Origin of the sequence: Peribacillus sp. YIM B13472 (genome assembly GCF_042788005.1) — a bacterium.
Classification (GTDB): Bacteria; Bacillota; Bacilli; order Bacillales; family DSM-1321; genus Peribacillus; species Peribacillus simplex_E.
Window position 1 is genome coordinate 266,215 of sequence record NZ_JBHZPG010000001.1, and the last position, 13,331, is coordinate 279,545.

Here is a 13,331-nt window from a genome sequence, read left to right on the forward strand (position 1 = left end):
CATATCCAACTATAATGCAACAATAAAAAAAAATATCAGGAGGTTTTATTTATGAAATATGGTGTTGCAATTTTCCCTTCAAAAAAACTTCAAGATTTAGCTAACTCCTATCGCAAACGGTATGATACGAAATATGCTTTCATACCACCGCATCTGACGCTTAAACCAACGTTCGAAGCGACGGATATGGAAATTTCAACAATCGCGGAACAATTAAAAGGCATTGCTCAAAAGTGCAGGCCTTTTACGATGAGCGTAACGAAAACGAAGTCTTTCCAACCCGTAAGCAATACTATTTATTTCAAAGTGGAATTATCCGAAGGGCTTCAAGAGCTTCATGATGCACTTAACAATGAAGACTTCATCAAAAGTGAAAGTGAACATGCATTTGTCCCGCATATTACCATCGCTCAAGATTTATCCGATAATGAGCATTCTGATGTTTTAGGCCAATTAAGCATGCTTGACATCAGCCATGAAGAAGAAGTTAAGCGAGTTCACTTGCTGTATCAACTTGAAGACGGGGCATGGACCGTATATGAAACATTCAGATTAGGAGCTGAATGATTTCGTGTTTGTAAAAATCGCAGAGAACAGCCAAGAGCTTGAAAATGCATATATGATTCGAAAAAAAGTGTTCGTCCAAGAACAAAACGTCCCTCTTGAAGAAGAGATCGATGAATATGAAAAAGATTCCACACATTTCGTTTTATATGATGAGCAGCATCAGCCAATCGGTGCTGGCCGCTTCAGGATCATTGACAACATCGGTAAAGTACAGCGCATTTGTGTACTGTCATCGGGCCGTAAGAATGGTGCCGGCGCCATGATCATGAATGCTATTGAGGAATACGCAACCCAGCAGGAAGTGCCTCAATTAAAGCTTGATTCCCAAGTGCATGCCATCCCTTTTTATTCAAAATTAGGTTATGAGATCGTTTCCGACGAATTCATGGATGCTGGCATTCCTCATAATACGATGAAGAAAACCATTTTTTGATATAAAAAAGCTGTCCTTTCAGTCTTCTGATTGGACAGCTTTTTTTGTTCGTTCATGGACTTAAATTATCGTTTTATGAAAAAAACCATTTCCGTTCAATGGCAATCTCATCAAAAATACATAGTCTATATATAGAAAGCAAGAAGGAGGGAAAATTTTATGGGTAACAATGATTTTAACCTGGATGAGTCTCAAAAAAGACTGATGGAGCTTCTGGTTTCGAGGACTTTGAGAAAACATGGTTTCAAAAAGGAAAAGGTCGATCTAACTGAAAAAGAGAGAAACAACCTTAAAGAAACCGTTCGTTATTTACAAGAGCAATCACAAAAAATCATAAACCAAGAAAAGAACATCACGGAACATGATGTTAATCCAGTTACAAATTCCATTCACAACAAATTCACGGATTCCAAAAATAAATGACGCACCATATCACCTAATCACCTTACTTGCTGGCGAGAAATAAGTAAACCGAGACATAGCAGCACTTGCATTTCATTCCTAAAGCTCCAGCTTCTTTATTATTCATCCCCCACACACTAATACTTTCTCTAAGTATTTAAAAAATAGACGAATGAACTGATTTATTCGTCCAACCCGATTAACCATCAAAGCATATTTTAATAGGGAATAAAACCTAAGGAGGAAAAAACAACATGAACCAAAATGTATATCGTAGCAATTGTAACACACATGATGACTCTGAAAGGTCATGGTCGGCTCTAGATTCCGCTTCCAGACATCCCCTTTCAGGATTCTGTAACGACGATGACACAAAGATTGACCAAGATGCAAGACAGGATAATAATCAAGTTCAGCTTTCTGAAGAACTTATTTACATTAAAGATTCTTGTAATGTAAATATCACTTCAACGGATGTTAAAGCGGCCCTCTCACTACAAGCTGCCCTACAAGCTGCAATTGCGGTCATCGTAAGCATTTCCGTTGCAGATGCTGATAATGCTGATAAGATCACTCAACAATTAATCCAATCTTCTAATGTTAAACAAATCACGCGCCAAAAAACAATTGTTGAAAACAGCCGTGATATCGACATTACAACAACTGATGCACAAATCGCTCTAAACATCCAACTTTTATTGCAACTATTGTTAGCCCTAATCGTGGAAATAGACATTCTTTAAGAAGTCAGCACAAAAAGGACACTTCACGTGTCCTCTTTTGTCTTTCTGGAGGAACTACACAATTTCGTTGATGAACCTGCCTTTTCCTGTCATTCCAGCCGATGAATCTTCACTGACCCTCATGCCCATTTGATATTTATATGTGACTGCTCCATATGTACTTACCCGATCATTATCTTGAATTCGAAGTAATCCTCCAATGCTTTCCCTTTCCAACACCTGATCAAAACGGATAGGTTGAATGGGGTCAGTACCTTTAACAATTCTTACTTTCTCTGCAGCTTCGACCGTCCGGTTGGCATATTGAATATAATCAAATTGTGTGACAGGTGCTATATATCCCATAGTAACCCCTCCTTATATTTAAATAGTTATGTTGTCATTTATTTACCCATCCGGAACAATAATTTAAACATGATTTCCGCATTCTTTTTTCCTAATCTTCTGGTATGATGAGTATTGCCGATATTTTTAATAGATTAGAGGTATCCATTTATATGAATCAAGCAAAATCTGGCAATGAAATCGTACATTTACATACCGTTTCAGCTGGTGAGCTGCAGACACTTTTTGAAAAAGGAAAACGTGATCAGCTTTCTTGTATCATTTGTCATAAACCAGTGAAATTATTTATTGGAATCCATGAGACACCTTATTTTTATCATAGCGACCCATCGCAGGGACCCTGTGAAATGCCAATTTCAGAATCAATAAATGAAGATAAGCCCTTAGAATATATGGAACAAAATGGATTTAGGATTCCAACATCACGAACCATTACGGAAACAAAAACCATTACAGAACCTTTCCTTAAAAGCCGGCCCATAACCGGCAATCCGAAATATTCAGATAAACCATATGGTCTGGCACAATCAGAGGAACCATACTTTCAAGAATTATCCTCATCAGGGGTTGTACTCGATGCAGAGCAACTCAAGGCGGTAATGACGATCGATGGTCCAATTCTCGTCCTATCAGGAGCAGGCAGCGGGAAAACCCGCGTATTGACGGTACGCACTGCCTATATGCTTACAGTGAAAAAAATTGATCCAAAAAGTATCATGCTTGTAACATTTACGGCGAAATCCGCAAAGGAAATGCAGCAGCGTCTGCTCGGCTATCCCCATATGACGCCTTCCCTTGTTTCTCAAATCGTTAGCGGGACCTTTCATAGCATCTTTTATAAAATCCTGATTTTCCATGAACCAGCCAAATGGCAGCGCGATTTCCTATTGAAGTGGGAGTGGGAAAAAGAAAAGGTATTAAAACAGGCTGGAAGGGAATTGGAACTTGATGATAAGGAATTTGCATATGATCAAGCTCTTCAACAAATCGGGCTTTGGAAAAACTCTTTGGCCTTTCCAGAAGATATTCACCCTAAGGACGATTGGGAGAAATCGTGTTTATTTTTATATAAGAAATATGAAGAATATAAACAGCAAACAGGGAAGTATGATTTTGATGATATGCTTGTAGGCTGTTATGTATTTTTAAAAAATCACCCGGATTTTTTAAAGAAATATCAGCAAAGGTTTAACTATTTTTTGGTAGATGAGTTTCAGGATATCAATAAAGTTCAATATGAATTGATAAAACTCCTTTCTGCTGAATCAAAAAATGTATGTGCAGTTGGAGATGATGATCAATCCATCTATTCATTCCGGGGAAGCGATCCAAAGTATATTTTGAACTTCAATCATGATTTCCCTCAATCCCAAGTTGTGAAGCTGACGGAGAATTACCGCTCTTCCCATGAAATTGTCGCTACAGCGAACCGATTGATCAAGCGCAACCAGAACCGGATGGAGAAAAAGATGAGGGCACAGCATGATTCAGGAAATCCCCCTGTTTTATTTTATCCTTATGATGAGGAATTGGAAGCAACGATGATTGTATCCGATATCCAAGAGAAAATATCCAAGGGAGCAAACCCTGGGGACTTTGCAGTATTGTACAGGACACACACGATGTCCAGGGCCATTTTTGAACGGCTAGCCGCTTCCAACCTGCCATTCGTCATTGAAAAGGATGCGGATTCGTTTTATCAGCGCAGGGTCATCCGCGGCATGCTTGCCTTTATGCGCTTGAGTTTGTTTCCTCATGACAGCAAGGCAGCATCTGATGTCCTTTCCTCCTTATTCTTAAAGCAAAGTATATTACAGGAGTTAAAAGCAATGACAATATTGCAGGATTGTGATTTTATCGATGCATTTGCTTTTGTAAAGACAGGACATGCTTTTCAAGAACGAAAATTAAAAACGATTCCAGGACAGATCCGCTCTTTAAAAATTATGTCCCCACTCGTAGCTTTAGAAATCATCGAGAAAGATTTAGGCTACCAGGAATATGTAAAAAAACGCGGAAATGATGCGAACCTGGAAAAAGGGTCCGATGACATCCGTGACTTAAAGGTGGCAGCAAATCGTTTTCCCACCGTCGCCGCTTTCATTGAACATGTCGATCATATGACTGCGATGGTCCAAGAGATTAAACAGCTATCGAAACATTTTAAGGATGCCATACAGCTTACCACCATACACCGTTCCAAAGGGCTTGAATATAACACCGTATATGTTCTTGCTGCTGTCGATGGCAGCATTCCTCATGATTTCGCACTTGAATCTTACCGGAAAGGGGAACTTTCCCCTCTTGAAGAGGAAAGACGATTGCTCTATGTAGCGGCAACCAGGGCTAAAAAGGACCTTTACCTTTCCATCCTGCAAACTAGACGCGGACGGACCGCCCATCCATCACGTTTTCTGAAGCTTTGACCAAAAGCTGATGCTATCCATCTTAGGAAATGGAAGGATAAAACAAGATGGGGTTAGGAATGGTCTCTTCCCGAACCATGTTTAAGACTAGTTTATACTTTACGGATTTTTACTGTTTTATGAAACCCTTACTAAAATGAAGAAATTTGCGACACTCCTGCTGTAAAACGGGCTTGCCGGGACACCGCTAGATGCTTACGCGAGGAGGCTTGGCAGACAGTCGGCAAATTTCTGGAATCAACTACAACTTTTTTTAAAAAAACTGCAGACAAACTCGCTTTTCTTCAAGTTTGTCTGCAGTCTAAAGGCCTGCATGATAGCAGGCCTTTTTTCACTTTTTATTTATCATATTAGAAATAGTACCGAAATCCAGCTTATTCCCTTCAGCTACGATGGAATGGACGATTTTATCTTCCGTTTCCTTATTGACCGGTTTGTTCGCTATTTTTGAAACACGCTTAATGACATTTCTAACAGTTGTTTCATCTTTGAAATTGGCTCCTTGCAGCGAGTTTGCCAATTCTAATACATCTTTCATATTTACGCCCGTTTTACCTTCTATGTTTTTAAAAAAGTTATTATCCATACCTAAGCCCCTCCCTTTTCTGTACCTATCCTATGGCATTATCAGAAAAATAGTGCTAGGCCCAAACAAAAAAAAATGGAATAGGCTTCTTCTGCCTATTCCATTTTCCTTAGCAGAAAGAAGCCCCTACAATGATCAATAGGATAAACAATACAACGATTATCGCAAAAGTGGAACCGCCGCCACCGTATCCTCCGCCATAACCGCCGCCGTATCCATAACCGCTGCCGCCACAACAACCGTAGCCACCAAAACCAAACATACATATCACCTCGCTCTCGCTAAAGCTTACTGATAACATATGTAGGTCTGGACAAATATGTATAGGCCATGTCCTAGTCCAGGCTGCCTATTTCCGCTTATTTCATCCTTTTGGTCTGAAAACCAAAGCTCCGATGAATCCAAAGACGATTGCAGCAGAGATACCGGAACTAGTAATTTCAAACATACCTGTCAGTACGCCAACGAGCCCATGTTTTTCCGATTCCATCATCGCCCCGTTCACCAGCGAGTTCCCAAACGAAACGATCGGTACCGTTGCTCCAGCACCAGCAAAGTCAACAAGCGGCTCATATAAATCAAATCCGCCAAGAACAGCTCCTATTACAACGAACAAGCTTAACGTATGTGCTGGTGTCAGCTTAGCAACATCGAAAAGAAGCTGGCCGACGACACAGATCAAGCCACCGATGACAAAGGCCCAAAAAAACATTGCTAACATCGAAATCTCTCCTTTTTCATGAATTCATCCCATATTCAATGGCCACCGCATGGGCAATGCACGGAATCGTATCTTTTTGCTGCACGGAAAGTGGTGACAATAATGCTCCTGTTGCGACAAGCAGGATTTTTTTATATTTACCAGAAATCATCTCATTTAATATATGACCGTATAAAACCACTGCCGAACATCCCGCACCGCTCCCGCCAGCCAAAACAGGCTGATCCTTTTTAAAAATCATCAATCCGCAATCTTTGAACTTTTCCTGATTGATGTCACAGCCCTTTTGCTTTAATAAGTCAATGGCTGTCTCCCTCCCTATTTGACCTAAATCACCAGTAATGATGAAATCATAATCATCCGGGGTCAAACCAGTATCTTTGAAATGGGCAAGTATCGTATCGACGGCAGCCGGGGCCATCGCTCCCCCCATATTGAAAGGATCTTTCAATCCCATGTCAATGACCTTTCCGATAGTGGCCGAGACAATATGGGGAAATTCCCCTTGCTTGCTTCCATCAGGAGCAACCAGCGCCACCCCCGCTCCTGTTATCGTCCATTGGGCTGTAGGTGGTTTTTGCCCTCCATATTCAGTTGGATAGCGAAATTGTTTTTCAACAGCTGCATTGTGGCTCGAGGCGCCTGTCAACACATAGTTAGCCCCGCCATAATTAGTGATGAAGGCAGCCAGAGCAAGCCCTTCCATTGAAGTGGAACAGGCTCCAAACAAGCCGAAATATGGAATTCCATTAGTTCTGGCTGCAAAGCTTGTAGGTGTAACCTGATTGATTAAATCGCCCGCCAAAAAAAATTGTACCTGTTCCTTGTTGAGCTTACCTTTTTCCAATGCAAGCTCAACCGCTTTTTCCATCAAATGTCGATGTGCCTTCTCATATGATTCCTGCTCCATCCACAAATCGTCGTATAGGATATCGAAATCACCCGCGATTTCTCCATTTGCTTCAAATGGCCCGCCTGTTACCCCTGTTTCCAAGATGACCGGTTTATTGGTAAACATCCATGTTTGTTCTCCCTTTAACACTGCTTAGCCCCCAATCATTTGATAAATTGTTTTTATCAACGCCACGACAAAGGCTGAAAATACTCCAAATAAAATGACAGATCCGGCCAATTTAAACATATTGGATCCAACACCAAGTACAAAACCTTCCGTCCGATGTTCGATTGCTGCCGAAATGACTGCGTTACCGAATCCTGTAACAGGGACGGCACTCCCTGCCCCAGCAAACTGGCCAATGCGGTCGTAAAATCCGAAACCGGTCATCAAAAGAGCCAGGAACACCATGGTGGCAGTTGTAGGACCTCCGGCTGTCTGTTCCGTAAAGTTGAAAAAGTAAATATAGAAGTAGGAAATGGCTTGTCCCACTATGCAGAAAATACCACCTACTAAAAAGGCTTTCAAACAATTCTTCACTATTGGTCTTTTAATTTCATGCTTCCCTTGGAGCTCTTGATACGCATTCTGCTGTGGGGTCGTTTTCTCCTTGCCGCTCATAGCTGAACCTCTCTTCTAAATTAATTCTTTTTGAAGTTCTTCAATTTCTTTGAACTTCTTCCTTGCCTTTTTCTCGGGTACATCTTTTTCTTTGAGTAACTCGTTCAATCTTACAGATTCCAAAAATATTTTATAATCGCTTGATACGATAAAATCATTTTCGGGAAACTTCTCTTCCAGATTTTCAGTCACAGTCTTTTCAATTTTCTTCATATGAAAACGTTGCAGGTGCTTCACTTTATAAGCGACGATAATCTTTTTTTCGTTTTTCACGACGATCACGTCATAGATGGTGTCTTCATTAGCAACTGTTTCCTTGACCTTTGAGATCAGTCCCTTTTCATCCTTCTCATCCATCCCATTAATGATATCCATCGGTTCAGGATTCGTACGTTTAATCATTGCTAAATTCTCCGTTTTTCCATCATTCTTATTGCTGCATCCAGTAAGTACACACAAAACAACCATAAAAACCAGCAAGCTGCCCTTAAAATATCTTCCTTGTCTGAACATAGATTCACATCCTAATTTATCGTTCTATTGTTATTTTCTTGTTTAACGGTTTTTTTATGAATGGTAGGATTAGGAAATAAAAAAACCTTTCCGAAATGGAAAGGTTTTTCCCCTCAATAGCCTTTATTTTTATTGTTATTATTACAGCCACAGTCTTTCTTGATTTTGACCGGTTGATCTTTTTTAATCGGTTTTGCATAAGCCCATGGATTCTGTTTCTGATTCAATTTATGACTCCTCCTTTTAGATCTATACCATACTATATGAACGAAGAGACAAGTTGTTTCCAATCAAATGTCCATAATTTTGCTGATTATGACCTCAATGATTGCGCCAACTGCTGCTACGGCAAGGATTAATATCAATACTTCGCCAATAAACCAATGTTGGATATAAAGGAAAACCAGAAAAAGGCTTACCCAGACTCCCACACACCAAAAACAACTTAGCAATTGTCCAATCCAGCCAAGCAGGCCCTTCTCCTTGGGCATTAAAAATATTTCCACATCCCCTTCTTCATTTTTTTCCTCTATCTCTTTAAAAAAGGGGCGGCGCAGCGGCTCCAAGATTTTATCGAAAACGATCAAGCGTGTCAGTCTGAAGGAAGCCAAGCCTAATATTATAAATAAGGTAAATTCATTTTGTGGGGGAAACATTTAATATTGCTCCTTCACTTGGGTTCTTCAATTATTTTGGCATCGATGATATCCGGCAGGCCCACAAAACGAATATGGTTTCCTCTTTTAATCTTCACTGATTCCCCCTTTATTCCCAACACATGAAATTGAATCGTTTTTCCATTAACAATAGCCTCACATAACGGCTTTGGAAAACCTTGATGATTGGATAGGCGAGAAATGATGTCGCGGGAAGATTCTTTCTTCTCCACCTTTTTCCTTTTTCTCTTAACTGGTTTTTCTTGTTCTTGATCTATTTGTTCAGGATGTTCCATTTGTTCAACCGGAGTTTGCTCAGGGACATATTGTTCGGTGATTTTCCTTAATCCCGTAATCTCTTTTTCAATTTCCTTCATGGCATCATAAACACCGAATTCCCGTTTGACTTTTTCGATTTTTTCTTCTTTTTGCTCGGCTTCCTGTAGTTCGGGTTCAGGCTCAACGCTGTCTTTAGGTGTAGCTTTTTTCGTTCGAAAATCACTTTGCATATTCCCACGCTGATCTGATATTTTAGCTTGATCGACATATAAAAGTGGTTTGGATTCCTTATCGCCGTTTTTCTCTGACATGAAAACCCTCCTTAATATTTCAGGATATCCACAGACTGCAGCTGCTCCATATGGTATTGGACAACTTTTTTCCCGAATTTATGCCTTATGAACAAACTGGATTCTTTTTTTTGTTCCAATTTCCCAAACAGTGTACGGTCATTGATGATGAACTTACAAACAGGTTTAGGTGCAAAGGCCGGAAGCCGGGACAATAGCTCCACCAATTCCTCGGCAGTATATGAAGTGCTGATATTTTTTTCATTCAAATTAATATGTCTCTTCAGCGAATTGTGTACGGTTTGTTTTCCAGCAGCACAAGGCATACCAACTTTCTTCACGTCCATGATTCCCCTCCTTCTTTTTCACGAATAGGGTTGAAAGCAGGGTTTTTCCGATTCTCGCAAACAATGAATATCAGCTCTATGTATCATTTATATGAGATTCACCCTTCTTTATGCTGGAGATGTGCCGCTCCTCAAAAAAGGACACTAACCAAACTTAAGTATGTTGGGGATTAGCGGAGAAAATAAAACATTTGAAGATGAAAAAATCGGAAAGATAATAATCGAAGATGTAGCAGTTCATACCTGCATAGTGGACAATCAACAAAAAAAGGGGACCGATATCGGCCCCCTCATTTACTGTCATCCAATTATATGATAACCAGAATCCACATGGATATTTTCCCCGGTAATTCCGCGGGACATGTCACTTAATAAAAATACTGCCGTATCCCCTACTTCTTCCGGAGTCGTTGTACGACGGAGCGGTGCTTCTTCCTCAATCTTCTTTAAAATCGTATTGAAGTCACGGACACCTTTAGCGGATAAGGTACGGATTGGACCGGCTGAAATTGCATTCACTCGGATGTTATCTTTGCCAAGATCACTTGACAGGTAACGGACATTGGCTTCTAGTGAGGCCTTGGCCACTCCCATTACATTATAATTTGGCATGACCCGTTCACCGCCAAGATACGTCATTGTGACAATGCTGCCACCATCCGGCATGATTTCCTTCGCCGCTTTAGCTACAGCCGTCAAAGAGAATGAACTGATATTATGGGCAAGCAAGAACCCTTCACGGCTCGTGTTGACGAACTCACCATCCAGCTCTTCCTTGTTAGCAAATGCGATACTGTGTGCCACGCCATGAATGATACCTGTTTCTTCCTTAATCGTCGCAAAACATTTTTCAATGCTTTCATCCTTCGTTACATCACATTGTAAAATGGCGGAAGGCTCCCCTTCCAATGTAGAAGATAGTTCTCTAACGCTTTTTTCCGTACGGTCTTTTCCGTAAGTGAATATCAGCTTTGCACCTGCTTTATGTAAGGAACGGGCAACTCCCCATGCAATACTTCTTTTATTCGCTACACCCATTATGACAAACGTTTTTCCCTCTAATGAAAAAGTCATCGTATTGTGACCTCCTATTTTTAATACAAGTTATTAGTACCTGCTACTAATGATAGTATATCAAAATTCCTTTGATAAAAACACCGTTTTCTTAAGTCCTGTGGGAATAGCCCTCCAAGAGGGCCACCTTTGGCTTATAGTAAATAGCCCATTAATAATGTTGCTAATCCAAAATAAATAAGAATACTGATAAGGTCGTTGATTGTTGTAATGAAAGGACCTGAAGCTACCGCTGGGTCGATTTTCATTTTATGCATGAGAAGCGGGACGATTGAACCGGCAAGTGTGGCAACGATTAGAGTTATGAAAATGGAAATACCGACTAATAATCCTAGCATTAAATCACCTTGCCAAAAATAGACAATGAAAATGATGGCAATTCCGCATGTCAGGCCAATTATAAGGCCAGTTCCAGCCTCTCGAAGGACCAGTTTCCACTTGCTTTCCTGTTCTAATTCACCTGTTGCGATTCCTCTGACCGCTACTGCCAATGCTTGTGTTCCTGTATTTCCAGCCATTCCGCCAATCAATGGAATAAATACAGCAAGAATCGCTTTTTGGCTTAGTGTCTCTTCGAATCGGCCGATCAAACTCGCAGTCAGCAAGCCTAAAAACAAGAGGATGACCAACCATGGCAGCCTTTTTTTTGCAGCGGAAAATGGACTCTTATCAACATGATCAAGGTCAGAGATACCTGCCAATTTAGAATAATCATCGGATGCCTCTTCATCCATGACATCAATGATATCATCAACCGTTATAATCCCTAACAAATGGTTTTGGAAATCGACGACCGGCACGGCAAGGAAGTTATAGTCCCTTATTTTTCGTGCCACCTCTTCCTGGTCTTCAGATACAGGTACAGAAACTACCCTGTCATCCATTAACTCACCGATTAAAGCTTCTTCATCAGCAATGATCAATGTCCTCAGCGATAAAACACCAAGCAGCTTCTTATCCTGATCGGTAACGAACACATAATAAATCGTTTCAGCTTCCGGAGCTTCCCTTTTTAAGATCCGCATGGCTGATCGAGCGGTTTCATTTGCTTCAATGGCAATGAATTCTGTCGTCATGATACTTCCTGCCGTAGATTCCTCATAGTTCAGAAGCTCCTGGATTTCACTTGCCGCTTCATCATCCATGATGGTCAAATAGCTGACGGCCTGCTCATCATTGATTTCATTCAGGACGTCAGCCGCATCATCCGCATACATATGGGAAAGCATATCGGCTGCGTAAGAAGGATTCATTTCAGCCAACAGGCTTTCGTAATCCTCTTCATCTATTTCTATATTTTCAAAAAGGTCCGCCATTTCTTCCGGTGACAAAAATGTGTAAACGACGGATCTGAATTCATCTGACAAGCTTGTATAAAATTGAGCTTGATCATATGGATGCATTTCAAGGAACTCCGTACGAAACTGATCTAGACTTTCCGTTTTAAGCGCTTCAAGCAAAAGCTCGTTATTCATTTGACTACTCTCCCGCTCCTTCATCTCCTCCATAACCATACACCTCCTAAAACATATTTTTTCATTTCCTCGTTTATATTTTATTTTTTTAAATAATACTATACTAATACCATAAACATATACAAAACAAACAAAGGGTGTGTCAAATGAACATCGATATCATAGGGGACATTCATGGATGTTTCGCTGAATTCAGGCAGCTGACCGAAAAAATGGGCTATACATGGGAGACTGGGTTTCCTGTACATCCCTCTGGAAGGATTCTCGGCTTTGTAGGGGATTTAACCGATCGCGGCCCCAACTCCCTTCAAGTAATAGAGGTTGTCCATGAATTAGTCATTAACCAAAATATAGCAAGGTATGCCCCAGGTAACCACTGCAATAAATTGTATCGTTATTTTTCAGGCAATAAAGTTCAAATATCACACGGTTTAGAGACTACTGTAGCTGAATATGAATCACTGAACATTCGGGAGCAGAAGAAGATCCGAAAAAAATTCATGGATCTGTATGAACGTTCCCCACTTTATCAACTCATTGATGAAGGGCGATTGATCATTGCCCATGCAGGAATTCGCAGTGACTATATTGGCCAATATAGCAATAAGGTAAAAACCTTTGTCCTCTATGGTGATATCAATGGCTCTAAACATCCCGATGGGTCTCCGGTAAGGAAAGACTGGGCACAATCATACAAAGGGGAAACATGGATCGTATATGGACATACACCAGTCCCTGAAGCAAGACGAGTCAATCATACATATAATATTGATACAGGCTGCGTCTTCGGTGGAAAATTGACGGCTGTCCGTTATCCCGAAATGGATCTTCAAGAGGTGCCTTCTTCCATGCCATATATAGCGGAAAAATTCAGGACATCTTTTGATTAACCAAAAAAACTCGCCATCTTGGTGAGTTTTTTTTCGTCTATGGATTTTTTCATAATCTTGAATTCGTT

18 protein-coding genes are annotated in these 13,331 nt (G+C 40.6%); 6 read left to right on the forward strand and 12 right to left on the reverse strand.

What is annotated here, in order from left to right; genetic code table 11:
- Positions 1–51: 51 nt before the first annotated feature.
- The 4 genes from ACFX4I_RS01285 to ACFX4I_RS01300 all read left to right on the forward strand — a co-directional run bounded on the left by ACFX4I_RS01285 (position 52) and on the right by ACFX4I_RS01300 (position 2,145).
- Complete coding sequence (locus tag ACFX4I_RS01285; RefSeq protein ID WP_034314450.1) at positions 52–567, forward strand: YjcG family protein; 516 nt, start codon at positions 52–54, stop codon at positions 565–567.
- A 4-nt stretch (positions 568–571) separates the two neighbouring features.
- Positions 572–1,000, forward strand: a complete 429-nt coding sequence (locus ACFX4I_RS01290; protein WP_377418599.1) for a GNAT family N-acetyltransferase — start codon at positions 572–574, stop codon at positions 998–1,000.
- A 159-nt stretch (positions 1,001–1,159) separates the two neighbouring features.
- Entirely contained in the window at positions 1,160–1,423 is a 264-nt protein-coding gene (locus tag ACFX4I_RS01295; protein WP_377418602.1) for a hypothetical protein, read from the forward strand.
- A gap of 233 nt (positions 1,424–1,656) precedes the next feature.
- Positions 1,657–2,145, forward strand: a complete 489-nt coding sequence (locus ACFX4I_RS01300; protein WP_063577043.1) for a spore coat protein — start codon at positions 1,657–1,659, stop codon at positions 2,143–2,145.
- 54 nt (positions 2,146–2,199) lie between these two features.
- On the opposite strand, the gene ACFX4I_RS01305 is transcribed toward ACFX4I_RS01300, so the two are convergent.
- Complete coding sequence (locus ACFX4I_RS01305; RefSeq protein ID WP_377418605.1) at positions 2,200–2,490, reverse strand: hypothetical protein; 291 nt, start codon at positions 2,488–2,490, stop codon at positions 2,200–2,202.
- Between the two features lie 152 nt (positions 2,491–2,642).
- Here ACFX4I_RS01305 and ACFX4I_RS01310 point away from each other — a divergent pair, with 152 nt between their 5' ends.
- Positions 2,643–4,916 (forward strand): ATP-dependent helicase, encoded by a 2,274-nt coding sequence (locus tag ACFX4I_RS01310; RefSeq protein ID WP_377418608.1) that lies wholly within the window; start codon positions 2,643–2,645, stop codon positions 4,914–4,916.
- Positions 4,917–5,247: 331 nt separating this feature from the next.
- Here ACFX4I_RS01310 and spoVIF read toward each other — a convergent pair whose 3' ends face one another.
- The 11 genes from spoVIF to mgtE form a co-directional block, all read right to left on the reverse strand.
- Positions 5,248–5,502, reverse strand: coding sequence for a sporulation-specific transcription regulator SpoVIF (gene spoVIF / locus ACFX4I_RS01315; RefSeq protein ID WP_034314458.1), 255 nt, complete (start codon positions 5,500–5,502; stop codon positions 5,248–5,250).
- A gap of 109 nt (positions 5,503–5,611) precedes the next feature.
- Positions 5,612–5,764, reverse strand: a complete 153-nt coding sequence (locus ACFX4I_RS01320) for a YjcZ family sporulation protein (protein WP_072272578.1) — start codon at positions 5,762–5,764, stop codon at positions 5,612–5,614.
- 102 nt (positions 5,765–5,866) lie between these two features.
- Positions 5,867–6,223: a stage V sporulation protein AE gene (gene spoVAE / locus ACFX4I_RS01325; RefSeq protein ID WP_076367087.1), complete on the reverse strand. Its 357-nt coding sequence runs from the start codon at positions 6,221–6,223 to the stop codon at positions 5,867–5,869.
- Positions 6,224–6,239: 16 nt separating this feature from the next.
- Positions 6,240–7,265, reverse strand: a complete 1,026-nt coding sequence (gene spoVAD, locus ACFX4I_RS01330; protein WP_230301498.1) for a stage V sporulation protein AD — start codon at positions 7,263–7,265, stop codon at positions 6,240–6,242.
- Positions 7,266–7,268: 3 nt separating this feature from the next.
- Positions 7,269–7,739, reverse strand: coding sequence for a stage V sporulation protein AC (gene spoVAC / locus ACFX4I_RS01335; RefSeq protein WP_230301497.1), 471 nt, complete (start codon positions 7,737–7,739; stop codon positions 7,269–7,271).
- Between the two features lie 15 nt (positions 7,740–7,754).
- A complete protein-coding gene (locus ACFX4I_RS01340) occupies positions 7,755–8,252 on the reverse strand; it encodes a YhcN/YlaJ family sporulation lipoprotein (RefSeq protein ID WP_230301496.1) in 498 nt (165 codons plus the stop codon).
- A 290-nt stretch (positions 8,253–8,542) separates the two neighbouring features.
- Positions 8,543–8,908, reverse strand: a complete 366-nt coding sequence (locus ACFX4I_RS01345; protein ID WP_230301495.1) for a DUF1360 domain-containing protein — start codon at positions 8,906–8,908, stop codon at positions 8,543–8,545.
- 14 nt (positions 8,909–8,922) lie between these two features.
- The gene (locus ACFX4I_RS01350) at positions 8,923–9,498 is read right to left on the reverse strand and encodes a hypothetical protein (RefSeq protein WP_230301494.1); all 576 of its coding nucleotides are present in this window, start codon (positions 9,496–9,498) and stop codon (positions 8,923–8,925) included.
- A gap of 11 nt (positions 9,499–9,509) precedes the next feature.
- A complete protein-coding gene (locus ACFX4I_RS01355) occupies positions 9,510–9,824 on the reverse strand; it encodes a hypothetical protein (RefSeq protein ID WP_230301493.1) in 315 nt (104 codons plus the stop codon).
- A 300-nt stretch (positions 9,825–10,124) separates the two neighbouring features.
- Positions 10,125–10,898: an enoyl-ACP reductase FabI gene (gene fabI, locus ACFX4I_RS01360; protein WP_230301492.1), complete on the reverse strand. Its 774-nt coding sequence runs from the start codon at positions 10,896–10,898 to the stop codon at positions 10,125–10,127.
- 134 nt (positions 10,899–11,032) lie between these two features.
- Positions 11,033–12,406, reverse strand: coding sequence for a magnesium transporter (gene mgtE, locus ACFX4I_RS01365; protein ID WP_377418612.1), 1,374 nt, complete (start codon positions 12,404–12,406; stop codon positions 11,033–11,035).
- Positions 12,407–12,519: 113 nt separating this feature from the next.
- Here mgtE and prpE point away from each other — a divergent pair, with 113 nt between their 5' ends.
- On the forward strand, positions 12,520–13,263 hold the full coding sequence (gene prpE / locus ACFX4I_RS01370) for a bis(5'-nucleosyl)-tetraphosphatase PrpE (RefSeq protein ID WP_377409015.1): 744 nt from the start codon (positions 12,520–12,522) through the stop codon (positions 13,261–13,263).
- Positions 13,264–13,331 lie beyond the last annotated feature (68 nt).